General features: G+C 40.7%; 23 protein-coding genes and 3 pseudogenes. 14 read left to right on the forward strand and 12 right to left on the reverse strand.

Features of this window, described 5'->3' with window-relative positions; all coding sequences use genetic code 11:
- Nucleotides 1–39 precede the first annotated feature (39 nt).
- A pseudogene (locus HWQ58_RS10635) lies at nt 40–534 on the forward strand (nitrogenase component 1); the annotation flags it as partial.
- 313 nt (nt 535–847) lie between these two features.
- On the opposite strand, the gene HWQ58_RS10640 reads toward HWQ58_RS10635, so the two are convergent.
- Both HWQ58_RS10640 and HWQ58_RS10645 read right to left on the reverse strand, forming a co-directional pair.
- A complete protein-coding gene (locus HWQ58_RS10640; protein WP_292861444.1) occupies nt 848–1399 on the reverse strand; it encodes a hypothetical protein in 552 nt (183 codons plus the stop codon).
- A 479-nt stretch (nt 1400–1878) separates the two neighbouring features.
- Nucleotides 1879–2412, reverse strand: coding sequence for a hypothetical protein (locus HWQ58_RS10645; protein WP_292861447.1), 534 nt, complete (start codon nt 2410–2412; stop codon nt 1879–1881).
- 391 nt (nt 2413–2803) lie between these two features.
- Here HWQ58_RS10645 and HWQ58_RS10650 point away from each other — a divergent pair, with 391 nt between their 5' ends.
- Nucleotides 2804–3055, forward strand: a complete 252-nt coding sequence (locus HWQ58_RS10650; RefSeq protein ID WP_292861450.1) for a DUF433 domain-containing protein — start codon at nt 2804–2806, stop codon at nt 3053–3055.
- Nucleotides 3052–3270: pseudogene (locus tag HWQ58_RS10655) on the forward strand (DUF5615 family PIN-like protein). Before HWQ58_RS10650 ends, HWQ58_RS10655 begins: the two are co-directional and overlap by 4 nt.
- A gap of 303 nt (nt 3271–3573) precedes the next feature.
- On the opposite strand, the gene HWQ58_RS10660 reads toward HWQ58_RS10655, so the two are convergent.
- Together HWQ58_RS10660 and ppk2 are read right to left on the reverse strand one after the other, a co-directional pair.
- Complete coding sequence (locus HWQ58_RS10660) at nt 3574–4182, reverse strand: hypothetical protein (protein WP_292861453.1); 609 nt, start codon at nt 4180–4182, stop codon at nt 3574–3576.
- Between the two features lie 384 nt (nt 4183–4566).
- Nucleotides 4567–5520 (reverse strand): polyphosphate kinase 2, encoded by a 954-nt coding sequence (ppk2, locus tag HWQ58_RS10665; protein WP_292861456.1) that lies wholly within the window; start codon nt 5518–5520, stop codon nt 4567–4569.
- 325 nt (nt 5521–5845) lie between these two features.
- Between ppk2 and HWQ58_RS10670 the strand changes: the two genes are divergently transcribed.
- Nucleotides 5846–6007, forward strand: a complete 162-nt coding sequence (locus tag HWQ58_RS10670; protein WP_292861459.1) for a hypothetical protein — start codon at nt 5846–5848, stop codon at nt 6005–6007.
- An 11-nt stretch (nt 6008–6018) separates the two neighbouring features.
- Here the strand turns inward: HWQ58_RS10670 and HWQ58_RS10675 are convergent.
- The 3 genes and pseudogenes from HWQ58_RS10675 to HWQ58_RS10685 form a co-directional block, all read right to left on the reverse strand.
- A pseudogene (locus HWQ58_RS10675) lies at nt 6019–6735 on the reverse strand (slipin family protein); the annotation flags it as partial.
- A gap of 266 nt (nt 6736–7001) precedes the next feature.
- Nucleotides 7002–7262: a hypothetical protein gene (locus HWQ58_RS10680; RefSeq protein ID WP_292861462.1), complete on the reverse strand. Its 261-nt coding sequence runs from the start codon at nt 7260–7262 to the stop codon at nt 7002–7004.
- A gap of 39 nt (nt 7263–7301) precedes the next feature.
- Nucleotides 7302–7880 (reverse strand): hypothetical protein, encoded by a 579-nt coding sequence (locus tag HWQ58_RS10685; RefSeq protein WP_292861464.1) that lies wholly within the window; start codon nt 7878–7880, stop codon nt 7302–7304.
- Nucleotides 7881–8142: 262 nt separating this feature from the next.
- Between HWQ58_RS10685 and HWQ58_RS10690 the strand changes: the two genes are divergently transcribed.
- Entirely contained in the window at nt 8143–8796 is a 654-nt protein-coding gene (locus tag HWQ58_RS10690; RefSeq protein ID WP_292861467.1) for a TraX family protein, read from the forward strand.
- Here HWQ58_RS10690 and HWQ58_RS10695 read toward each other — a convergent pair.
- Nucleotides 8771–9838, reverse strand: coding sequence for a DUF2891 domain-containing protein (locus tag HWQ58_RS10695; RefSeq protein WP_292861470.1), 1068 nt, complete (start codon nt 9836–9838; stop codon nt 8771–8773). The two genes, HWQ58_RS10690 and HWQ58_RS10695, sit on opposite strands and share 26 nt — an antisense overlap.
- A 136-nt stretch (nt 9839–9974) precedes the next feature.
- On the opposite strand from HWQ58_RS10695, the gene HWQ58_RS10700 reads away from it, so the two are divergent.
- Both HWQ58_RS10700 and HWQ58_RS10705 read left to right on the forward strand, forming a co-directional pair.
- Nucleotides 9975–10100 (forward strand): hypothetical protein, encoded by a 126-nt coding sequence (locus HWQ58_RS10700; protein WP_292861473.1) that lies wholly within the window; start codon nt 9975–9977, stop codon nt 10098–10100.
- A gap of 469 nt (nt 10101–10569) precedes the next feature.
- A complete protein-coding gene (locus tag HWQ58_RS10705; protein ID WP_292861476.1) occupies nt 10570–11529 on the forward strand; it encodes an orange carotenoid protein N-terminal domain-containing protein in 960 nt (319 codons plus the stop codon).
- 540 nt (nt 11530–12069) lie between these two features.
- Here HWQ58_RS10705 and HWQ58_RS10710 read toward each other — a convergent pair.
- Both HWQ58_RS10710 and HWQ58_RS10715 read right to left on the reverse strand, forming a co-directional pair.
- Nucleotides 12070–12804 carry a nuclease domain-containing protein gene (locus tag HWQ58_RS10710; protein WP_292861479.1) on the reverse strand — a complete coding sequence of 245 codons (735 nt, stop codon included), beginning with the start codon at nt 12802–12804 and terminating at the stop codon, nt 12070–12072.
- Nucleotides 12805–12985: 181 nt separating this feature from the next.
- A complete protein-coding gene (locus HWQ58_RS10715; protein ID WP_292861482.1) occupies nt 12986–13111 on the reverse strand; it encodes a hypothetical protein in 126 nt (41 codons plus the stop codon).
- Nucleotides 13112–13503: 392 nt separating this feature from the next.
- Here HWQ58_RS10715 and HWQ58_RS10720 point away from each other — a divergent pair, with 392 nt between their 5' ends.
- Nucleotides 13504–13926 carry a hypothetical protein gene (locus tag HWQ58_RS10720; RefSeq protein WP_292861485.1) on the forward strand — a complete coding sequence of 141 codons (423 nt, stop codon included), beginning with the start codon at nt 13504–13506 and terminating at the stop codon, nt 13924–13926.
- A 144-nt stretch (nt 13927–14070) separates the two neighbouring features.
- Here the strand turns inward: HWQ58_RS10720 and HWQ58_RS10725 are convergent, their stop codons facing one another.
- Nucleotides 14071–14955 carry a glycoside hydrolase family 75 protein gene (locus HWQ58_RS10725; protein WP_292861488.1) on the reverse strand — a complete coding sequence of 295 codons (885 nt, stop codon included), beginning with the start codon at nt 14953–14955 and terminating at the stop codon, nt 14071–14073.
- A 445-nt stretch (nt 14956–15400) separates the two neighbouring features.
- Here HWQ58_RS10725 and HWQ58_RS10730 point away from each other — a divergent pair, with 445 nt between their 5' ends.
- Together HWQ58_RS10730 and HWQ58_RS10735 are read left to right on the forward strand one after the other, a co-directional pair.
- Nucleotides 15401–17611, forward strand: coding sequence for an ATP-binding protein (locus tag HWQ58_RS10730; protein ID WP_292861491.1), 2211 nt, complete (start codon nt 15401–15403; stop codon nt 17609–17611).
- A gap of 434 nt (nt 17612–18045) precedes the next feature.
- Nucleotides 18046–18693, forward strand: coding sequence for a class I SAM-dependent methyltransferase (locus HWQ58_RS10735; protein WP_292861494.1), 648 nt, complete (start codon nt 18046–18048; stop codon nt 18691–18693).
- Between the two features lie 54 nt (nt 18694–18747).
- Here HWQ58_RS10735 and HWQ58_RS10740 read toward each other — a convergent pair whose 3' ends face one another.
- Nucleotides 18748–19545 carry a dienelactone hydrolase family protein gene (locus HWQ58_RS10740; protein ID WP_292861497.1) on the reverse strand — a complete coding sequence of 266 codons (798 nt, stop codon included), beginning with the start codon at nt 19543–19545 and terminating at the stop codon, nt 18748–18750.
- Nucleotides 19546–19820: 275 nt separating this feature from the next.
- Between HWQ58_RS10740 and HWQ58_RS10745 the strand changes: the two genes are divergently transcribed.
- The 4 genes from HWQ58_RS10745 (at nt 19821) to HWQ58_RS10760 (ending at nt 23158) form a co-directional block, all read left to right on the forward strand.
- Nucleotides 19821–20360 (forward strand): DUF2267 domain-containing protein, encoded by a 540-nt coding sequence (locus HWQ58_RS10745; protein WP_292861499.1) that lies wholly within the window; start codon nt 19821–19823, stop codon nt 20358–20360.
- Nucleotides 20361–20544: 184 nt separating this feature from the next.
- Nucleotides 20545–21147, forward strand: a complete 603-nt coding sequence (locus tag HWQ58_RS10750) for a hypothetical protein (protein WP_292861502.1) — start codon at nt 20545–20547, stop codon at nt 21145–21147.
- A gap of 123 nt (nt 21148–21270) precedes the next feature.
- Nucleotides 21271–21441: a Uma2 family endonuclease gene (locus HWQ58_RS10755; RefSeq protein WP_292861755.1), complete on the forward strand. Its 171-nt coding sequence runs from the start codon at nt 21271–21273 to the stop codon at nt 21439–21441.
- 139 nt (nt 21442–21580) lie between these two features.
- A complete protein-coding gene (locus HWQ58_RS10760; RefSeq protein ID WP_366837750.1) occupies nt 21581–23158 on the forward strand; it encodes an ATP-binding protein in 1578 nt (525 codons plus the stop codon).
- The last annotated feature ends 27 nt before the right edge of the window (nt 23159–23185 follow it).

Below are 23185 nucleotides of genomic sequence, written 5' to 3' on the forward strand. Positions count from 1 at the left end.
ACCATTGTGGTATAGGGCTTTTAGGCTTCAGCCTAGCGTATACCCTGGCTTGAGTATAATTTCTTTGGCCCCACCAAGATTGCTGAATCTTTACGGGAAATCGCTTCTAAGTTTGACGAGACAATCCAAGCAAACGCTGAGAAGATTATCGCCAAGTATCAGCCCACAATGGATGTGATTCTTGGCAAGTATCGCCCCCGCTTAGAAGGTAAGACCGTTGCCATCATGGTTGGTGGTCTACGTCCTCGCCACGTTGTCCCAGCTTTCCAAGACTTGGGCATGAAGATGATTGGTACAGGTTATGAGTTCGCTCATAACGATGACTACAAACGTACTACTACGATGATCGAAAACGGCACCATCGTTTATGACGACGTTACCGCTTACGAATTCGAGGAATTTATCAAAGCGCTCAAGCCCGACCTTGTAGCCTCTGGTGTGAAAGAGAAGTACGTCTTCCAAAAGATGGGTCTTCCTTTCCGTCAAATGCACTCTTGGGATTACTCCGAACCTAGCGATCGCTCTTACAATTGATATAATGCAAGGTTTTTTAGCAGCGGTAGAAAAAAGAGCCTATTTCTAGCCTAAATGCAAGTTGCAGGGTTATTTAGGAACAATCTTTTTTGATGCTTTAGACAGTATAACTCTTATGGGCGTTGCTGAATTCTGGGATGATTTCGACCTATTTTGAACGAGTTATTAATAGTTTCAGCCGCTAATTCATCCCGCATTTATGCAACGCCCTCTTATGGAGTATGATTTTTAGATTTTGCTTGCATTTTGCTCAAAGAAAAACTGTAAAATGAAAGACTATTTTAAATGATGATTTTTTAGATTAAAAATAGCCCTACAATTTATCATGCATAGAACTTTTCCTTGTACACCTTTGGTAAAGGCAAGCAGCAGAAATGAACCAAAGCCACCAGAATCTTAGCAGGAAAAGATCATAAGTTAATCTTGGTGTTCTTAAATCAGCAAAAGTTTGCTTAAAGCTGCTAACAAACAAAATATAGATTGCAAAAATCGCAACAATTGGCAAAGTCGACAACACAAGTATTCCAAAATCTCGAATAACTAAGGATCTAAATTTTGGCAGAATAAGCCATTGTGGTGGATTTGACCACAGAAACTTGACCAAAAGCGCATATACTCTTGTCAAAATCAAAAACCAGATGAGAGCTAACAGCAATGCAATAGCAGCAACGGCAAAGAAAAAAATTAGACCATTGTTACTTGCGTTACCTGTGACGGCTATAAGACCGCCTACAAGTGAATAGCGCCAGAATTCAAATGCCAAAACTACGGTTGCACCGAAGTAGGCTGGTATTGCTAACCTAATAGCCATCATCCACGACTTTGAATAAGGTAGCCAAGCAGGAAACCAACTTTTATTGCTCATAAACTAAATGTCAGTTTCAAGTCGCGGGTAGAATATCTGCCGAATAAAAGTCATTACAATGGCTGCTCGTGCTTAATTAATTCACTTTTGATAATAACTAAACTACAGCAGAACTCATAATAGTATAAATACAGAGTAAATATTTAAGTTGTAGTCGGACAGCTTTAAAGCCTCACATGAACTACAGTAATTTTATGAAATCTACAAGAAGTTGCCCGTTGTAGCGATCGCCTTCACTTAACAATATTAAGATTGAAGAATGGGGGTGTAATTAGCAAAAGCGAGAATAATTCATCTAGGGTATGTCAAATCTAAATTTGCTTTAACGGCTAGCGTTATCGGCTGCAATAGGACTCCGATTTGATTTTTGAAAAATACTGAGACTGAAAAGCCTGTTTTATCAAGGTTTCATCTGAAATCTTGTTCAGAAATCAGATAGGATTCCTAAAGAATCTAGAACGAAGCAGAAAGATCATCGGTCAGTCCAATCCACGCGGTTGTTTAATTGCTGACTGGTTACTATCCAAGGCATTAATCTCGGTACGCAACTGAATGTACTCGCGCCCTCTCTGGGTAATCTCAAAAAAGGCGCAAACATTTCGCTCTTTACCATCATCCTGCAATAGACTTCGGACACCCCCTTCACCTATCTGCTTGATAAAGCCAAGTGCTCTCAACTTCCGCAACTCAGTAGCAAAGAAGGATGAGGTTTTGTTAGCTTTCACCAAAAAAGGTGTTTTCTTGGCAATCTTTTCTAGATGATCTTGTTCAGGAGCAGTTAGAAAGTTTCCTATCAAGAATTTTATTGCGTCAAGTTCTCTAGCTTGCCTAGCTTGTTCGGCCTTAATCTCCTGAAATTCAAATTTCAAGCCACCTGGCAACTCGGCACGACGTAAAACTGATGCTAACCAAGGTAACAGGGCTATACCCAAGAGAACTAATGCAACGTTATCTAGCTTAAAAGGTGTAGCAATATGGAGTAAGGCAGTTCCTAAAGCTACTGTCGATACCAATATTTTGGCAAAAGCATCTTTCTGGTTGAGGTGACAAGAATATCCTCACTTCATAGAAATAGAAAACTGAAACTAACAATTCAACTAAACCTTACGCTGAAACCTACTACTATGTCCATGATTGTGTGTGAAATGCACGAGAAGTAGACCGTTGTTGCGATCACCTTTAAAGATTATCTGTGAGATGGACAAGAAGTAGACTGTTGTGGCGATCGCCCTCATTCGACAATAAACTAGGCAATCGCATTAAACTAATTTACGAGATAGTGCGATCGCAGTAAAAGAAGTAGGCTGTTGTTGCGATGTCTGCGACGGGCTACGCCTACGCTTTGTTGCACCGCGATGTGAAGCTGTTTTAGACTTAAAAAGATGCTATGCAGTTTATAATCACATGAGCTATCACGATATTATTACAATTAAGCCGGACAAGCGAGGTGGTAAACCTTGCATTCGACGGATGCGAATCACCGTGTACGATGTTCTAGGCTGGTTGGCAGCTAGTATGTCTCATGGGGAGATATTAGACGACTTCCCTGAATTAACAGAAGAAGACATTAGGGCAAGTCTAGAGTTTGCTGCTGACCGTGAACATCGTTTAGTTGCTTCTCTACCAGACGCTACGCGGACGGCAGGTGGTGGTTGAAGCTGCTTTTTGATCAAAATTTGAGTCGCAAGCTAGTAACTCAATTAGCAGATGTTTTCCCTGATTCCAGTCATGTTCAGTTTCATGGACTGGAAGTGAAGACTGATACTGCAATATGAGAATTTGCTAAAACCAATGACTTTTGCATCGTAACTCAAGATGTAGACTTTGCCGAAAGAAGCCATTTGTACGGTTCTCCACCTAAAGTTGTATAGCTACGCTGCAAAAATGCACCAACAAAACAAGTTGAATCTCTACTTCGTTCTGAGGTGGAGGTAATTCAGGAGCTACTCAATAATCCAATTCTGCATTGCCTAGAATTGTACTAAAGGGCGTTGCATAAATGCGGGATGAATTAGCGGCTGAAACTATTAATAACTCGTTCAAAATAGGTCGAAATCATCCCAGAATTCAGCAACGCCTACTAAAGCTTTGCTTTTAGGAGATTGTCTGTGAAATGCATAAGAAGTAACCCGTCATACGAAAAAGTAGATTCATCCACTTGCAAGAACAAAGTGTTACACAAATTCACTACTGAATTTCTGAACTATTGTCTGTACAATTGCCAAAATAGCTTCTACGTTATCCAAGTAATATCTTTGCTTATCAAGCAAAGCCACTTTTTGCGAAAGTTGAAGAAACTGCCATACTTCTCCTGTTGTCACGCATCCATACACAGGTATTTCTGTTTGTCCAGATGAACGATTGAATAAATCCGCCGCTACCATTTGCGCGATGCACTGTCCTAATCCAGCTTCAACATCATTTTTCTTCGCTTCCACAACAGTGAGAATTGGCGATCGCAATGGTGGTAAAGGTGGAGCTATTGCTAAAATAAAATCACATTCCCCAATCAAGCCCTGTGCAGGATCAACGTCAAGTCTTTGTCCAGAGAAAATAGCCAAGCTATTTTGGCTGAGATCACGACAGGCTAGTAAAATCGGTACAATAATAAATTCGCTCCGAGCTTTTTCACTAATCAGAGCTAATTGGGTTCGCTTTCCTAAAGTTTCATTTAACCAAGAAGGAATAGAAAGAGGTACAAGCCTGGGAAATAAATCTGCTTCTTGGGTGGTGATTCCCAAAACAGCCGCAGCTTTTTCTAGAGTAAAATCGCTATACGCCATAGTTTTGAACTGCTTTGAGTATATGACGTTTTTAATAAAAGGGAATTACTTCTATTTTACCCCTGTTGTAGAGATGTCTAAGGATTCTGTGTGAAATGCTCCCGAAGTAGTCCGTCGTATGGATGTCTACAACGAGCTATGACGCTCCTGCGTCGCTAACGCTACGCTATCGGTGTCTCCCCAACTTGACAACATACCACTGCCTATTTAGAGATGATGTGTGCGATGCATCCCAGGTAATGTAATTGACTAATTTTTGACAGCACTACCCAGAATCCAAAATAGCTTAGAGAGGAGCTATAGGCGATCGCAACACCTATAGATAACGTTTGCACAAACCTTTCGGCTTCTTGCCATATTCAAGCATTAGCCAGAAGTTGCAGATCAATACACTTGAGGGACAAAGAACTGCTCATTGCGGGGGGCGCGAACATAATTCTCAGCCACAGGTCTAGACGGAAGCTCTAAGGGAGGAGGTGTCATATCTTCGTAAGGAACTTTGCTCAACAAATGATGAATGCAGTTAAGCCGCGCACGTTTTTTATTATCCGCTTCAATCGTAAACCAGGGGGCTTCTGGAATATTCGTGTACGCAAACATGGTATCTTTTGCTTTGGAGAATTCTACCCAGCGATTACGTGATTCCAAATCCATTGGGCTGAGTTTCCAACGCCTTGCTGGATCGTGACTGCGAGAGAGAAAGCGTTCCTCTTGCTCTTCATCGCTGACGGAGAACCAGTACTTGATTAAAACAATGCCTGAACGTACTAGCATTCGCTCAAATTCAGGGCAAGATTGCATGAATTCTTGATATTCTGCTTCAGTACAAAAACCCATCACCCGTTCAACTCCGGCTCGGTTGTACCAACTGCGATCAAAGAGGACAATTTCGCCTGCTGTAGGAAGATGTTGCACATATCGTTGAAAATACCACTGAGTTTTCTCACGATCAGAGGGGGTTCCCAGGGCAACTACACGACAGCCACGAGGATTGAGTGGCTCGGCAATGCGTTTAATTACTCCTCCTTTGCCGGCAGCATCGCGCCCTTCAAATATTACAACAACCCGATAGCCAACGTGCTTAATCCAGTATTGCATTTTGACTAACTCAATCTGGAGTTGCTCTAGTTCAGTTTCAAAAGTATTTTTAGGAATTTTCTTGACAAAAGCTTCAGTACTAACTTCAAAAATCTGTTGGGATTTTTTAGATTTTTTCTTATCTTTTGCTTTTACTTGGCTTTCTATTAAGCCTGTAGCAGGTTGAGCTAGATCATTATTTTGCTGGTTTTTAACTTCATCAATTGACATCGCAGTGACTCCATGCCATTGAATCGGCATAATTAAAGTTTATCTATCAAGTATATATTTTAATGCGGACTGAGTTTCATTAGGGGTGTAAGGGTGTAAGGGTGTAAGGTGTTGTCCGGGATTGAAACCCCGGACAACACGGTTGCCTCAAGGGGCAGGGCTTTTGACGATGCGGGTGGTTGGGGCTAGTTCTTCCCCCCCCTACCACCATGCAACCCCCACACCCGCCCCAACGGGGCTTGGTAAAGATACACCTTTGCAAGTATTACTACACCAAAAAATGAAAATATATTTGAGCGAGTTCAGCCATTAATGTATTGCCAGACTATTTATTACCGATGTTGGTTAATGGGCTTTGCCTGACTTGTTAACCAATAACCCGCTAAAGCGATCGCACTTAATTATTTCAGCTAACGGCAGACAAGCAACTTTTACACGTTGGGTTAGGCGCGATCGCAAACATTTGCTTACAATTCAATTTACCAATGCACAACCTAACCCAACACTCAAGCTTTAATAACCAAATCACTACGGATTCATCCGAATCAAGTCTGTTAAAATACTATCCAAACTGCCGTTAACTTGAATCCGATCAATCTTCTCTGCAATCCTCTCTAATACTTCCAGTTCTTTTAGACGCAATGCAACGGGGTTATCCTCCATCACTTTGGCAGTGTTTAGCATACTGCAGGTAGCAGCCGTTTCTTCTCTACGCCTGACTACGTTTGCTTGAGCGGCTTTTTCTGCCTCGACTACCTTGCTCAAGATAGTCTTAATTTCACCAGGTAAAATAATATCTTTCACACCTACAGAATCTACTTCAATTCCATAGTCTGCGGCTTTCTGGCGAATGTATTCAGATATACTTCTATCAATTGCACCTTTATCTTCTAATAAACCATCTAAATTCCGTTCGCCGACTGCACCACGCAAAGCAAACTGTAATTCTTTGTATAAGAACCCAGAAATATCTGACAGCCCGTTTTTTGCCCTCAATGGATCTTGAATGCGGAAGCCAGCAGTCAAGTTCAACCGCAGAGGTACTTTATCTTTAGAGAGGATGTCTTGACCGGATACTTCCATATTTTGTAGTCGCAGGTCGATGGTTTCGGTTTGAAAAGAGCGGCCAAATAACCACCAAGCGTGTACCCCTGGCGATCGCTGTCCTTGAAACTCTTGATTAATGTATACTAGTCCAACGTGTTGTGCAGGAACTTGGCAAATATGCAAACAGTTGCGACTGAGCAATTTCACTAGCGTTTCATTGATTTGGAATCGTGAGGCAGTCGCTCAGAGGGGGTTCCCACGCCACTTGCTCCACTTGGGGAGACCCCATCGCCCTTGGCGTCTCCCCTTGGGAGAAGACCGCAGTGGCTCCCCATGAGGAACTGCCGTTAGCGCAGCGTTAGCGAACCTGCGTACTCTGTAAGAGTTGCAAGCTACGCGCAGCGTCTCGTAGAGAGCGTCACCCGTTAGCGCAGCGTTAGCAACGCAGGAGCGTCAGGGGTGGTTTATTTACGCCGTGCTGTACTAGTAAAACCCTCTCCTGCCCCAAGTGACTCTATCATTACCCGATCATTGCTTTCAAATACTCGATCAATTTCTTCCTCAACAATATCCCATCCATCTCGATCCTTGGCGCCATTCTTCAAATAATCAATCCATATTGGCTCTACAGGAAGAAATTTGATTGCCATTTGAGCATTAACCAAGGTTCCAATATGAGTTTTACCTGCTCCTTTTGGGCCAATTAAGATAAATAGTGTTTTCATTGATATTTGCCAAGAAGTTTGAGCAATTATTCTTGGGCTTCAGTCTGGAAAAGCTAAACCAGTCATGGGGTCACGAATATACAATCCTAATGTAAGACTACGCATCGCTTCATCCCAAACGGGTATTAATTGTTCTGCTTGATCTGCCCAATAATCGAATGTAATTAAGCATTGAACATTCGACCCTAAACCAATGCAAGTTCGCGAAAAAGCTTCCCGTGGTTCTTCTTGAGTGTCAATGAACTTCATCTCTGTCCAGACAATTCTGGCGGTTTGACGCTTGACGGTAACAATTTCTCCCCTCTCAATGATGTTGCGGCTGTCGTCTTCCAGGACTTTCTTCAAGGTAGATTTTAGCGGAAACTGGCTCCAGTCGTTGGGTGGCAGGCGATTAAAAGATACTTCCAGACAGCAATCATCGTTGGGCGGTTTTTTATCCATGAACTTGAAGGATTTCTCTTGTGGCTCAAAAACCCAATTTTGGGGAACATTGAAACGAACAGCGCCTCGATCTGCGACAAAAATTTTGTAACCTGATGGAGATTCCCAACGATGATCGGGTTTTAGTTCAAGTGTTTCTTTAATCCACTGAAGATTGCTTTTTTTACGCTTTGCCATAGTGTTTCTGCATTTTCTGCTGAAGAGGGTGTTACCGATAGCGTAGCGTAAAGCCTTTGGCATAGCTTCTCTATGAGACGCGACGCGTAGCTTGCTTCTCCGTAGGAGTATGCTTAGAGCGACGCAGGAGGGTAACAGCCCATCGTAAACATTGCCCTTTTTGTTAATGTTATCAAATTGCTAGTATTTTGAATAACTCTTATATTAAATAAATAAAATTTTCGGGATTCTATATCAAGGAATCCAAGGTAACTGTAACGTTGTGATTAAAGTTTCAGCTTTTAGCATTAAAATTTTAGCAGCAGTATTTATGGTTATGGATCATGTGTGCTATTTGCTAATGCCAGAGTTGGTAATCTTGCACTTCTTGGGGCGATTGAGCTTTCCCCTCTTTGCATGGCTTCTGGCTGAAGGCGAAAAACATACCCATAATGTACACCGCTATGGGAGGAGACTATTAATTACAGCAATTATATCTCAACCAATCTATAGTATTGTTTTCCAGAGCTTATCACTTAATATTCTGTTCACGCTTCTTCTTGGACTTGTGATGTTGCGCTTAGTAAAGCGTTACCCACAATTATGGCAGCAATTAATAATTATCGGCTTGTGTGCAGTAGTTGCCGAGGGCTTGGGTGTTGAATATGGAACTTATGGGATTGGAGTAATTTTCTTGATGTCCCTAATAGACAAGCTCAAACCCCAAGTATGGTTGCTCTACTGGTGCATTTTTCACTTTTTTATTTTAGTAATCCTATCCATGCTTAATATATTTCAAGGTTGGGCAATTCTTGCAGGATTGATTGTTTTTCAATTTAATGGTAAACAAGGTTCACGAGCTAAATGGTTCTATGTATTTTACCCGGCTCATTTAATAATTTTAGGTATAATCAATTATTTAATCCAGTCCAGGTAGGATTTCTATATCTATCTAATCCACGTGCGGTTACAAGATAAACTACAAACGTTCCCAACCAATGACTACTAGAATAATGGTCACTTGCAACATCTACCAACCCGCACTGGCGATGTAAAACAGTAACAGAACGCAGGGTATCGAGTCGAGAATCGTTATCGGGTAATCGAGAGATTATTCCCTCAAGCATCCAAGCTCGACTGAGATTTAGACCCCGAAAATGAGATTGTAAATAGTCGTTGGGTTTAGTTATTTGTAGGGGTTGCAACCAGTTTACTGCATCTTTTGTGAGTAAATGTGGAAGAAAATCGGTAAGCCAATTTGCAAAATCTGTTGGTGAAAAAATGCGTCGCATTAAATCCGCTTCCCCAAGACAGGGAGAGACAAAATCATAACCTAATGGTTCAAAATGTAATGGATAGTTACGATCGCTCCGATAAAATTTTTGGGCTTTGTCTTCGATCAGATCGGCAAAGTCTTTATTCTTCCTACTTTGTGCCCAATCGAGTGCTAAACCAAGTGGAAACGCGGTTTGAAAGTGTGCTCCAGTGCGATCGGGAAGTTCGAGTTTTTCAAGCCAGCGATAAAAGTTGTTGGCAACTAAGGTTTCTAACGGTTCTAACGCAGCTAGCCATTCTTTAGCTTGAGAATCATTCCATTCACGCAATTCTGTCGCAAGTTGCAACAGCCATGAAAATCCATAAGGACACTCAAAGAAGGGACATCGATTAAAATGGTTAATTTCTCCTTGAATTTTCTCTGGAGTCAGGGTTTGGGTTAGTGCTTGTCTTGCTGTCGGCTGAAATTCAGCATCAGGAAAATAACGAGCTAGCCTTGCAAGTAACCAATGCCCATGTACGGCAGAATGCCAATCCAAACAACCATAAAATGCTGGCATTAATTCGCGTGGCGGCTTAATGTCCTCATCGCTTTCAAACCAAAAAATATTGTTGTGCGGATACTCTTGGTTGATGCAGCTCAGCACTAATTGAACAAACTTGGCTGCGATCGCTACGTCAATCTTTATTGCTTCGAGTTGCATGGTTTCTCAGCGTAGTCTTGCAATTACCTTTTTAGCATTATAGAGAAAATATCCTAAAGCACAACTGGGGTCGGGTACATTGAGATGATTATGGGGCTACCGTCGTGATGCAGCTTGCTTAATCATAAATAGCATTATGGAATCCATTAGTCCATCATTGGCAAATTTACGAAATGTCACCAAAAATCTTGCCCCGCTTCTGCGTAAGCAGTATTACCTGATGTCTGCAATAATTTTTCAAATGCGATCGCTCAAGCAATAGCCTCCGGTGGAATAGAAATCTGCCAGAAATCCTGCATCCCTCGACGTGCCTCACTATCCGAAATACTATCGGCCAGTTTTAAACAAAGTTGAGCAATTAACCAATTGTATTTTTATTGCTAAAAAAGTCTAAAATGCAGATATATCTATATAGATAGATACTATATAGCTACATATCTTTCTTCAGGAAGATATGTTTTTCAAAAAACACTTTTATTAAACTATAAACTTGAAAAACAAATAGTGGATATACATTTCATTCAATGATATTCATCAGATAAATATTATAAATCTTAGTCTTTTGTTAACCTTTACCAGTTATGATGCCAGAGTAGTGAATGATAATAATTCGGATTTAGATATCTAGGGATAATTGTGTCATCCAGAAAAATGCCCTAGATTTATCCCCTAAGCTGCAAAATTGTAGCCAAAACCAACTACTGAATAGCTAAATCTTTAAGGTAATAAGCATGAGTTATACTATCGATTCCGCACGCAATATTTTCTCTAGCACTCAAGTGGCAGATGCTGTTCCAGCTACTACAGCAATGTTTGCTGAACTGAACATTGAGGATCAACTGGCATTTCTTTGGTATGCCTACGCTGAAATAGGTCGTACAATTACTCCAGCTGCTCCCGGAAAAGCAAATCTCCAATTAATGGAAGGTATATTCAACCAAATTAAGCAAATGTCTCATGAAGAACAAACGCAATTAATGGGAGATTTAGCGAGTAATGCTGATACTCCTATTAGCCGTTCCTATGCATACTTTGGTGTCAACGCCAAGCTGGGATTCTGGTGGCAGTTAGGAGAGTGGATGAAAGAGGGTATTGTCGCTCCTATGCCAGTTGGCTATGAAATGTCAACTCAAGTTAAAGCAGTGCTACAAGCTGTTCAGAGAATCGATCAGAGTCAGCAAATTACTGTACTACGCAATACTGTAGTAAATATGGGGTTTGATCCGTCTCTGGCTAATAACAAACAGGCAGAAGTCATAAACTTTAAGTTCCCACGTACATCCCTAACTCCCCAATTTACTATTGAAGGAGTTACAGAACCGACAGTGGTGAAATACATTGAAGCCATGAATGCAGATAACTTTGAAGCTGCTGTTGCTTTATTTGCTAATAATGGTGCGCTGCAACCACCCTTCCAAAAACCAATTGTTGGTCGAGAAGCTATCACTTCCTACCTACGAGATGAGGGACAAGGGTTAGTAATGAAGCCAACCAAAGGCGTTTCGGAAACTATAGAAGATGGTTATACACAGCATAAAATTACTGGTACGGTCGAAACTCCTTGGTTTGGAGGTAATGTTGGGATGAACATTGCTTGGCGATTTTTACTCGATCCTCAAGGTCAAATTTACTTTGTAGGTATTGACTTACTTGCTTCTCCCAAAGAACTGCTTAATTTAACTCGCAAGTAAAATTCCTTTGTCTTAATACAAAAGCAATTGCGCTTGTTTAAGATGATGTTTTAAAAGATTTTTTGCTCTCATAGTTAGCAAATCATTGCATATTAGTACATAGCTAAAACCTTAATTTGGCGTTGTACTTAACCCAGTGCATAACTGCAAAATTATCACTTTAGGGACTTTTAAAACATCGTCTAAGCGCCATGATGATCGTTAAATCAAATCTCAATCAATGCTCGGTTCACCTAGAACCGAGCTTCAGTCAAATGTAGGTAAGCTAGTGTAAATTTGCTGTTTACTCAAATCAATGTTAATCACCTTCCCCAATTCAAAGGCTGGAGTAGAAACAGTGAAATTTTCTAGTACATTTGTTGTCTGAAATTTTCCCGAAGCCAAGTAGAGTATTTTCGGTAGGTACCTACTGGAACTACCAAATCTAATACTCGTTCTGGCTCAGTTGCTTTCAGCACTAAGCGATAACTGAACAATTGACTTCAAACCGCGTATAAATCTGAAATTGCAGAAGGATTCAGAAAGGGGAGCATCTCAATTTTAATTCAAAGCTTTACTTAAAATGCGATGTAAATGCGTTCTAAGTTCAGCTTCAACTCCTGGATAAGCTGGCAAAGCCTCAATTTGTCCATCTTGGTAAGATATATAAGAACCAGGGTAAAGAATCGCAGCATAATTTACTACTTGCTGACCTTCATTGTCTCGGATTGCGTTGCAATAAGTGTGCATTTTGTCGATATCCTGTTTTTTGGGCTTGCTTTCTCTGCCTATATTTTCTGCCTCATCACTTTCAAATTTGTATTTGGGGTCAAATATATAGACTAAATGTGAACCATCTGGAAGCTGTACTTCTAAAGCTATATCAGGACGCTGTATAAAGCTAGAACTATAGAGTTTGCCACTTGTACTATATGTTCGCTCAGGAATTAGTTTAATTATAGTTTTATGCTGTGGATGAGTTAACATAATGACTGGTTTTCCATTGGGAAAAACTCTAACGAAAATTCCAGTTTTATCTTTACCAACCAAACATTGTTCTTCTAGGTTGTATCCTGTTTGTTCGGCGACTTCCAACAAGATTACAATTACCCTCTCACCTTCTAATTGAGCCGCGACATACTTATAAATTTTCTGAAGAGGCTGTTCGAGATACTCTTTAAATTCCTTTTCATGTGTTAGATAAAAATCTTTACTTGAATTATTTTTAAATTTTTCAAGAAGCTCAAATGTTTTTGGTGTAAAGGGGCACTCTGGATGTGGCGTAACTTCTGTCATCTTTCTGGAGACTGTTAACTGAAATAATCATTGTAACAAATTAGACATAAAATTACCACTACTTAAAAATGTTAGAGAAGTCTACAATACATCTGCAATTTGTTAAAGTCAGTGTTTTTGGTGTCGCGATCGCACTTATACGAGCAATTGGGTTAATGCGATCGCAGTTCTTATTCCCTTTTTATTTGTCTTTTACGTCAACTTCATCACTTGTCAGCGAAGCTTGCAATCTGTGACGCATATAACCGTACAGACAAAACATCTTCCCAAATCGCCCACTACCATCACAACGATCAAAACTAGTCATTGCAGCACAAAAATATGGATAAAGTCAAATTTAGTAAGCAAAATGGCATTTGACTTACTCAAAAGCAGCTTTTACTCACTCATTTTGGTGTTTTCCGCAAGTAAAATAAGCTTTTACTTACTCAAAAGCAGCTTTTGCTTTCTCATTTTGGTGTTTTCCGCAAGCAAAAGCAGCTTTTACTTACTCATTTTGGTGTTTTCCGCAAGCAAAAGCAGCTTTTACTTTCTCAAACCCCAGTTTGCTTTCTCATTTCAGTATTTCGCGCATTCATGACAAATATTGCCCTTGTAGCAAAAATCATTGCAGATTTGCCAGAATTCTCTCAGGCTGATCTATACGTAAGCCTTTTAAGGTAAAGAATATTAACCGTACTCTATTAGAAGGTGTAGATCGTGGCTCGGAGAAAAAGAACTTCTTTAGTGCTAGAAAAAGCAGTGCGTCGTGCAGCTAGCATCAACTCAATCGATCCAAGTTTAGATTTAGGTAATGGACTTACTTTACCTGCCTTTTCTACCCTAATCGAAACGATGCGAACTAGAGAAAATGCATATAACAGTGCCCTTTCCAGCTTGGATAAATTATATCGTGAAATGCTGGAAACAGAAGGCGAGTTGGGAGATATGACAGAACACATGCTAATGGCAGTGGGAACTCGATATGGCAAAAGCAGTGTCGAGTACGGTATGGCGGGAGGAGTTCCTAAAAATCAGCGTCGTAAGGGACTGCGAGGGGAATCGCCAATCAATGATGAGCAACCGTCATTCGTTGCCAGTGTGGAGAGCAAGAATGGAAAGAAACCAGCAGCGACAACTTAATATGTGCTATTCTACGCAAAATTTTTTCAAGCAAAAATGATTGCATAGACGCATTCGCAAAGTGTATCGTAGACATCGCTCTCCGAAAAAGAGACGTAGCACTGCTACGTCTCTACTGCAACTAAATTTGCATCAGGTACACTTTTATAGAGACTTTATCCGTTCTACGCCACCCCATATTTCAAAGAACCGTTTAGTTTCAACTTCTATCTCTGAAATTGTTCTTGGCTGTCCATTTCCAGAACCTGGAAAAACAATATAAACGATATCCTTGGGAATTCCTCGCCTGACTCTTGATTGTACTAATGGATCGTTTCCAACAGCCTGAGACAAAGCTATTGAACCCTCTCCAATCTGGTTTTTAGGCCCAACATCAGCATAAATTGCAAAAGCGAGTTTTTCATTATTAGTGTTGTAAACAACTGCAAAATCTCCTAATTTAACACCTGTAGCCTTTCTAAAATCACCATTTCCTGGAAGAACAATATACGGAATATTTGTTGAATCAACATAGCGACGTGGATCTTGTTTAACAAATCCAGAGTCAAATAATGCAGTCGTAGAAATATAGTATCCAGGATATGGATCGGTACTGCCTTGAATAAATGGATTGCCGTTTTTATCTACAACGAGTGCCCACCAGTTATCTGAATACCCAGCATTTGCCAAAAAATCAATCCCTTTATCTGCGGGGTGATAAGCATTAGGCGCACCATCAGCATTAATGCTCATACCTGCTTCATAGAAAAATGCAGATTCTCCATTTCCCTGGAGAATAGGAATTTCACCAATTTTAAGAACAGTCTTGATAGAAAATTTTGTGACTGGACTCAGGAATTTTTGAGCGACAAAACCTTCTAAAGTTTTTCCTTCAAGAATGGTTGCAACCTTCCACCACTTGTCATTATCTGAGTTTTTAATTTTAGATACAATATATCCTTTGGGAAGAGCTGCTATTTGATTAGCTTCGTCAACGATCGGTGCTGAACGCATATTCAAACTATCTGAGATTACTTGAAATTGCTGCATAAATTACTCCGAATTTAAAAGTTGAACTCATGAAAATACATTAAAAAAACCAAATTTTGTGCTGATGCTATTGCTAATATCTAGAACATCTCAAACTCTGATTTTTTTGTGTCGCGCCAGCTGCTACAACGGAGAGTCAGTGAGTTGGGCGGGCAATACCTGATTTCCCTGGAAGGAAGCAAGACGAATACAGGAGAAGGAACCCCCGCAACGCACCCTAAATCTAAATGTCATTTACTAAATATGCTGGATTTACATCCCCGACTTCTGGCAGACACCCGGAGGGTAGAAGTTGGGGATCTGGGCAGCAATTTTTGCTTAAGAAAGTACCATTCCACCCTCAAGCCGCTTTTGACTTGACAAAAAAATTTAAACAAAGGTGAGTATGCGAACATCTTGGGAACTATAAAGCAAATCAAATCAGCACAACTTTCAGTTTCCAGCAATGAAGACTCCCTATCTCAGCAAAGCTAAGGCGTTCCCATTACAGATTGTTCTTATTGTTCCCTTCGTGATTCAAATTTTTGCAGCAGTCAGCTTAGTGGGTTATTTGTCCTTTAAAAATGGACAAAGAGCAGTTAATCACCTGGCAGGACAGTTGATAGATCGCAGCAGCGATGTCGTGGATGAACACCTGAAGTCTTATCTTTCCATTCCGCAAACGCTTAATCAGATTAACGCAGATGCCATCCGCAGGGGAATATTAGATGTACGCGTAGATGCAGCCCGCCTTAGGCATCGCAAAACTCTTGGCAAGTATTTCTGGGATCAGATGCAGGCCTATGACTTGACTTATATTGGTATCGGATTAACGACGGGTGAAGGAATTGGAGCCGCTAATTATGATGGCAAAACGATCACCATTGATGATTGGACTGCCAAGCCTCCAAACAATGTCTACACCTACGGTACTGATGAGCAAGGCAATCGAACTCAGGTTAATGCTCGGTGGAATTGGGACAATTTGAGTGAATCTTGGTACACCCAACCCATCGCTGCTGGTAAACCCATTTGGGCAAAGATTGTGACTGGAAATTATTATCCCACTGGCCCCTACATCGCTGCCTCTGCTAGCCGTCCGATCTATGATTCGCAAAATCGTTTGTTAGGAATGATTGCTACAGACATTCACCTGTTGAAACTGAGCAATTTTTTACGCAGTTTAGATATCAGTCAGTCTGGGCGGGTGTTTCTTCTGGAGCGGGATGGCACATTAATCGCCAGTTCTGGTACAGAGAAGCCCTTTACCCTGATTAATCAAAAAGTTAAGAGATTGCGGGCGATCGACAGTTCTGACCCAATAATACAGAACATTGCCAGACACCTCCAAATCTCCGGGTTTGGCTCTATCACCCAAGATACAGATTTTCAACTTGAGGTGGAAGGAAAACGGAATTTTGTCAATGTTCTACCTTGGCGTGACAAATATGGTTTGGATTGGCTGATGGTGGTGAGTGTGCCAGAGAACACATTCATGACCCAAATTAACGCTAACACGCACACCACGATCGCCCTTTGTTTGGGCGCATTAGTTGTGGCCTCAGCGATGGGCGTGTTTACCTCTCATTGGATTGTACGCCCAATTCTGCGCTTGAATTGGGCAAGTGAGGCAATGGCATCTGGCAATCTAAATCAGACAGTAGAAACTAGCGGTATTCGAGAACTTAATACTCTGTCTAACTCTTTCAACCACATGGCAGGACAACTGCATGAATCGTTTACGGCTTTAGAGAAAAGCAAGGAAGAACTAGAAGACCGGGTAGAAGAACGTACCACTGAACTTAAAAATACATTAGAGGAATTGCGGCGCAGTCAATCTCAAGTTATTCAAAGTGAAAAAATGTCTAGTTTGGGACAACTAGTTGCTGGAGTTGCACACGAAATTAATAATCCAGTCAACTTTATTCATGGCAACCTCACTCATGTGCAGGAATATACGCAGGATTTATTAGCACTTATGCAGTTATATCAGCAATATCATCCCTACCCTGTTGCTGAAATTCAAACTGTTGCTGAAGACATCGATCTGGAGTTTTTGCAGTCAGACTTACCAAAATTATTGTCTTCTATGAAAGTAGGCACCGATCGCATCCGCCAAATTGTACTGTCGTTGCGGAATTTCTCTCGCATTGATGAAGCAGAATTTAAGCGCGTCGATATTCATGAAGGCATCGACAGTACTTTGATGATTTTGCAGCACCGCCTCAAAGGTAAACCAGAACAAGCTGAAATTGAGGTGATTAAAGACTACGACAATGTACCCCCAGTAGAATGCTATGCCGGACAACTTAATCAGGTGTTTATGAATATTTTAGTAAATGCGATTGATGCTTTAGAAGAAAATAATATTAAGCGTACCTATCAGGAGATTGAGAACAATCCCAGTCAAATTAAGATTCGCACATCCGTAGTTAATTCAACCTGGCTGGAAGTGGCGATCGCTGATAACGGAGTTGGTATATCTAAAGAATTTCAACAACGAATATTCGATCCCTTTTTCACCACTAAACCCATTGGCAAAGGAACAGGAATGGGTATGTCTATCAGCTACCAAATCGTCACAGAAAAACATAACGGTAAACTGGAGTGCTTTTCAAATCCTGGAAAAGGAACTGAGTTTATCATTCAGATTCCTCTGCAGCTAAGGAATGGTTGAACTATGAATTATAGCTGAGGCTTGGGGAACAGGAAGATATAAGTAGGCGGGTGTAAATATTTGTCGTTGGGATAAGGCAGGAGGCAGGAGGAAAGAGGGTTTTAACCTCGTTCCTTTTTGTTAACATAGTTTGGTTTTATGCTGCCGACCTACTTAGATTTTGGATTATACAGCAGATTTCAAGTTGAGGAGGGGTGTACTTGATTAACTTGTAAAATACTGTAAATAACAATACCTTTGCTAATTTCCGAAGCTTGAACAATGATTTGCTGTTTAGGGCGATCGCTCATCAGGACAAGTGGTTAAGGGTGTAATCAGAATCTCGTCTATTGTGAAGTTATTTTGCTGGTAATATAATATACGAATTTTGAGCGCTATAGATTATACAGTTGAACAGAAATTTAAAATCAGTAGTCCTGTTTGTTAAAAAATCTATGCAGATACATCAGGTGATTGAAACCTACGATCAGGGATCTGTGGATTATGACGCAATTCTAAAGCGTTACTGGCACATTGATCGCGAACCCCTAATTGCTTCCTTGCAGCTAAAGCCAGGACAAACTGCCCTAGATGCTGCAGTAGGAACAGGTCTTAATCTTCCAGCCTATCCTGAAGGTGTACGTGTCGTCGGTGTCGATCTTTCTCATAAGATGATGGATGAAGCACGTAAAAAGCGCGTATCCGCAGACATTACCTTTAAGGTATCGGATCTTTGCAATCTTGATTTTCCTGATAATACCTTTGATGCAGCAGCATCGGGATATACACTCTGTGTCGTTAACGATCCAGTCGGTGCACTTGCAGAGATTCTGCGAGTTACCAAACCTGGTGCCTTGATTGCCATTCTCGATTACTGCAAATCGCAAGATCCAGAGATTCAGAAATGGCAAGAGTTGATATCTGATGCAGCTTCACAGCTAGGCTTCCCGACTGGCAAGATCAAGTGGGATGCATTGATGGATTATGACGAATTGATTTATAACAGCAAGCTGACCATTGAAGTGCTTGCAGACGATCGCACAGACAGTCCAAATCCGTTTTTATGTGGTTGTCAATTACTACTTAAAAATTCAAAAGCTTAAAGGCGACAGTATCGCACTCTTGTCCGATGAGTGCGATATTTACGACAACCCGGATCACAAGTGATTTTGAAACAGTTCTAAAACATGTTGCCAAGCATCAGGAGCGGCTTCTGGGTTATAACTTGGGTGCTGGGCTAAAAATGGGTATTGGTCTTTGAAAAATCCAGCGAAGAATCCGTGTCCGGCATCGTATCGAAATACACGATGATTTATTTGATGTTTTTGGAGTTCTGCTTCAATTTGCTCGTTTTCTTCCTGGGAAACTAATGCATCTCTTGTACCAAAAAATGCATAAATAGTACCTTTAATTTCTGAGGTACGATTAATGGTTGGAGTGTCTTCACCATAACTAGCAGTAGTAATCCCACCACCATAAAACGAAGCTGTGGCTTTGATATCGGGTAAAGTTGCACCTATATAAGCAACATGACCGCCAAAACAGAAACCAATGACACCGAGCGCATCATCTTTGACATTGGGTAAAGTTTTGAGGTAAGTAATGGTAGCTTGAATATCGCTGAATATTTCTTGATATTTTACTTGTTGATAATATTCCAAGCCCAGCCGATAGGCTTCTGGACTATAGCCAATATCTTCAGAGCTAAAGTCAGCCTCGAAACCAGGAGCAATACGTTGATACATCGCCGGAGCGATCGCTACGTATCCTTGTTTGGCGATTAGTTTGGTGATATCTCGAATATTACTATTGATTCCAAAAATTTCTGGAAAAACTATAACCGCGCCAAAGGTTCCGTGCTGTGCTGGTTGAGCTAAATAAGCATCGATTTCTAAGTCGTAGTTAGGTACTTTGACATAGCTAGTGTTAATCTCGATGTTTGTTGTTTCTAGCATCTTTGTTTCGGCTAATTTTATACCAACTTATCTATTTTGACTGTTTTTCGACACAGATGGGCAATGTCTACTATGGGCACAAACACCAGCGATCGCAATCGCTACACAACAAACTTGCGCGTGTTAATGCCAAATATCTCAGTTAATCAGCTAAATTTCTAACTTTTGAATAGGTGGTATTTCAAACTTCTGGATGATGCTAAGGGTTTTTGATTTGTGCGACCTTACATAAGGTAAGCATAAAGACTCAATATTAAAAAGCACAAGAAAAAACAATGCCTGATGAATCATTTAGAACAAATGTTCCAGAAATTGACCCAACGGAGATTGAAGATTCTCGAACTGTAATCCCCGACGAACATCGCTCGTTCCTAGAAAAAGTCCAGGTGAAAGCCGGATTTGCAGATCCCTATGATGCAAGAGACTTTACCGAAGTTGTATTTCGCGTGATGCGCGACGTAATGACCACAGAAGCCAGCGATCGCGTTGAGGCAGAACTGCATACAGAGGCTATACCTACGGATGAAAAAGCACTCCAGTTTGAAGTGTCCGATCTCTGGAAAGACACCAATCCAATTGTGGGATTTTTAAGCCGGGTTCGTCCACCCTTCAAAGGCCCAGGTATCTTTAATATAGATTCCGATCGCTTCCTGTTCCGAGTTGCTAATGAAAGTGGAATGCCGCGATCAGTCGATCGAGAGCAAGCGGTTAAAGCAGTATTTTCTGCCACCAAAGACGAGCTTTCCGAAGAGCGGATTCAGGAAATTGCTAGCTGGCTACCTGACTATGTACGTCAGCTTTGGGAACAGGCTTAATTAGAAAGCTAAAAGAAGTCAAGCCTGTTTGTAAGTAACGCTCGCAAACAGGTTTTCTATATAATACGTTTACTGATTCACAGCCAATCACTCCACAAGCTTCACTGTTTGGTTCACCACTGGGCGTGGTTTGCGGCGATAATCTGACTTGCGTGTTCTACCAGCCATCCCGTACTGATCACTTATGCCTTATAGTCAGTTTACAACTATCAGTAAAGTTAAAGACGCTTTTGGGTTAAAAACACAGGAGGGTGGGCGATTCATTCCTGCCACCGAACCCATTGAAGCATCTGCTACACTGACGGCATATCTTGAAGAAAGTCTACCACTAGCTTCTTCGTCAAGTGAAAAAGCTCGTTCCGAAGGAATAATTTACCCTGTATTATTAGAAGTTAGACGGATATTAAATCGCCAAATTAGCTTATTTTCTGGAGAAGATTTTACAGTCGATGAGTCAATTGGACTGAATGGAATATGTGATTTCCTTTTAAGTCGTTCGCCGGAAGTGCTAGAAATTGAAGCGCCTGCAATTGTCATTGTGGAAGCAAAAAAAGCAGATTTAAGAACTGGGTTTGGACAATGTATTGCAGAAATGGTTGCAGCACAGAAATTCAACGCTGCAAAAAATCGTCCAGTTGTCGTAATCTATGGTTCTATTAGCAGTGGTACGCAATGGCGATTCCTGAAGTTGGAGGATAATCTTGTCACTATCGATTTGATGGATTATCCTCTCCCACCAGTGGAACAAATTCTCGGATTTTTTGTTTGGATGGTTAAAAACAGTTGATAGATGCGTTGCCGTTGGCGTAGCTCGCTGGAGGCATCGCATTGCAGTATGATATTACCTCACAAGCAAATCTGTGACAAAATAATATTGTTGTCTTATAGCCAATGCGATCGCCTAAGACCTATGATTTCTACCATCTCGCGCCGCTACAGCTTGGATGAATATCGTGCAATCGAAGAAAAAGCCGAAGGGCGCAGCGAATATCGAGATGGAGAAATTGTACCCATGCCTGGAGGAACGCTCAAACACAGCCGCATCAGTAGCAAAATTAATTCACAAAAACAAGATAATTGAGGATACTAGAACTGGGTTAGCCCCTCATTAGGTTACATTGTGTGCTGAAGATACATGCCAAAAATCTAAGACTCATTAGATCGCCCATAATTATATATCAATTGAAGCAGTTAAAATTACCTCTGATCAGTTAGATCAAATACTTCTATCTGAAGAAAGCCATTTTCTCGACCTGAAGGGGATCGATGTACAACCAGGGAAATTATGTAAATTTATTTCTGGATTTGCTAATGCTGATGGTGGAGAACTTTTTATTGGCATTGATGAGGATACTCTAGAAGGCAAAAAAACAAGATATTGGCGAGGTTTTGCTGATCAGGAATCTGCAAATGGGCATTTACAAATTTTTGAACAACTTTTTCCTCTTGGAGATGGTTTTTCATATACATTTCTTATTTCCCAAGATTCTCCTGGTTTAGTTCTGCAAGTGGCAATCCTTAAATCACGAGGAGTAATGGAGGCTTCAGATGGTGTTCCATATTTAAGACGTGGAGCACAAACTCTGCCTATTAAAACTCAACAAGCTCTAGAAAGATTAAGGCTCGACAAGGGTATTGAGTCATTTGAGAGAAGAACTATTGACGTGGAACTTGAGGTAATTACAACCTCACAGGTAATATTCCAATTTATTAACTTTGTAATTCCAACTACTGAAGCTGAATTGTGGCTCAGAAAACAGCAATTAATTCAAAGAAATAAGCCGATAATTGCAGGTATTTTACTCTTTACTGATGAGCCGCAAGCCATTTTTCCAAAGCATTGTGGTGTTAAAATCTATCGATATAAAACAAAAGACTTAGAAGGAACAAGAGACACTCTTGCCTTCAATGCAATAACTATTGAAGGTTGTTTATATGACCAAATTATGCAATCAGTAGCAAGAACAAAAGAAATTGTTGAAGGAATTCCAAAAGTAGGAGATAAAGGATTAGAATCAATCACCTATCCAGAAGAAGCTATTCATGAAATTGTAACCAATGCTTTGCTACATAGAGACTACAGTATAGCCTCTGATACTCATATTCGCATTTTTGACAACAGAATCGAAATTGAAAATCCAGGAAAATTGCCTGGTCACATTACAGTAAAAAATATTCTTAAAGAGCAGTATGCACGTAACGGAGCTATTGTTCGTATAATCAACAAATTTCCCAACCCACCTAATAAAGATGTTGGAGAGGGTCTGAATACTGCTTTCCAGGCAATGGCTCGGTTAAGACTACAACCCCCCGATATATATGAAACTGAAACTTCTGTAGTTGTACACATTAAACACGAACCTCTAGCTTCAATAGAAGCAACAATAATGGCATATTTAGACGATCACAAAGAGATTACTAACAAAATTGCTCGACAGGAAACTGGAATTGGTTCAGAAGCAACTATTAAGGAGGCATTTTGTAGACTAAGAGATAGAGGACTTATTGAGGCTGTTTTGGGAAGAGCAAAAAGAAATGCAGCATGGTGCAAAATTGGAACTATTGACTATAGTCAAGAAAATGTAATTTCAGTATATGAGAGGTATCCAGAGTATGAGCAACTAGTCATGAACTATCTTACAGATCATGAAGAAATAAGTAATCGTATTGCTCGAGAAGTGATTGGAGTAGAATCACGTGCAGCAATTAATAATATTTTTGATAGGCTTCGGCGTAAAGGACTTATAGAAATCGTACCAGGTAAATCGAGGATTAATGCCGCATGGCGCAAAGTTTAAGCCAGTACAGATGATAGGGTGCGTTAT

It is taken from the genome of Nostoc sp. LPT (genome assembly GCF_017115165.1).
Classification (GTDB): Bacteria; Cyanobacteriota; Cyanobacteriia; order Cyanobacteriales; family Nostocaceae; genus Nostoc.

Excerpts from the sequence above, each read along its gene's own strand:
- HWQ58_RS10640 (WP_292861444.1), bottom strand. The coding sequence starts at position 1,399 with ATGAGCAATAAAAGTTGGTTTCCTGCTTGGCTACCTTATTCAAAGTCG.
- HWQ58_RS10705 (WP_292861476.1), top strand. The coding sequence starts at position 10,570 with ATGAGTTATACTATCGATTCCGCACGCAATATTTTCTCTAGCACTCAA.
- HWQ58_RS10745 (WP_292861499.1), top strand. The coding sequence starts at position 19,821 with ATGCCTGATGAATCATTTAGAACAAATGTTCCAGAAATTGACCCAACG.
- ppk2 (WP_292861456.1), bottom strand. The coding sequence starts at position 5,520 with ATGCCGATTCAATGGCATGGAGTCACTGCGATGTCAATTGATGAAGTT.
- HWQ58_RS10680 (WP_292861462.1), bottom strand. The coding sequence starts at position 7,262 with ATGAAAACACTATTTATCTTAATTGGCCCAAAAGGAGCAGGTAAAACT.
- HWQ58_RS10710 (WP_292861479.1), bottom strand. The coding sequence starts at position 12,804 with ATGACAGAAGTTACGCCACATCCAGAGTGCCCCTTTACACCAAAAACA.
- HWQ58_RS10660 (WP_292861453.1), bottom strand. The coding sequence starts at position 4,182 with ATGGCGTATAGCGATTTTACTCTAGAAAAAGCTGCGGCTGTTTTGGGA.
- HWQ58_RS10735 (WP_292861494.1), top strand. The coding sequence starts at position 18,046 with ATGCAGATACATCAGGTGATTGAAACCTACGATCAGGGATCTGTGGAT.
- HWQ58_RS10730 (WP_292861491.1), top strand. The coding sequence starts at position 15,401 with ATGAAGACTCCCTATCTCAGCAAAGCTAAGGCGTTCCCATTACAGATT.
- HWQ58_RS10755 (WP_292861755.1), top strand. The coding sequence starts at position 21,271 with ATGATTTCTACCATCTCGCGCCGCTACAGCTTGGATGAATATCGTGCA.
- HWQ58_RS10650 (WP_292861450.1), top strand. The coding sequence starts at position 2,804 with ATGAGCTATCACGATATTATTACAATTAAGCCGGACAAGCGAGGTGGT.
- HWQ58_RS10695 (WP_292861470.1), bottom strand. The coding sequence starts at position 9,838 with ATGCAACTCGAAGCAATAAAGATTGACGTAGCGATCGCAGCCAAGTTT.
- HWQ58_RS10750 (WP_292861502.1), top strand. The coding sequence starts at position 20,545 with ATGCCTTATAGTCAGTTTACAACTATCAGTAAAGTTAAAGACGCTTTT.
- HWQ58_RS10740 (WP_292861497.1), bottom strand. The coding sequence starts at position 19,545 with ATGCTAGAAACAACAAACATCGAGATTAACACTAGCTATGTCAAAGTA.
- HWQ58_RS10715 (WP_292861482.1), bottom strand. The coding sequence starts at position 13,111 with ATGACTAGTTTTGATCGTTGTGATGGTAGTGGGCGATTTGGGAAGATG.
- HWQ58_RS10700 (WP_292861473.1), top strand. The coding sequence starts at position 9,975 with ATGGAATCCATTAGTCCATCATTGGCAAATTTACGAAATGTCACCAAA.
- HWQ58_RS10685 (WP_292861464.1), bottom strand. The coding sequence starts at position 7,880 with ATGGCAAAGCGTAAAAAAAGCAATCTTCAGTGGATTAAAGAAACACTT.
- HWQ58_RS10725 (WP_292861488.1), bottom strand. The coding sequence starts at position 14,955 with ATGCAGCAATTTCAAGTAATCTCAGATAGTTTGAATATGCGTTCAGCA.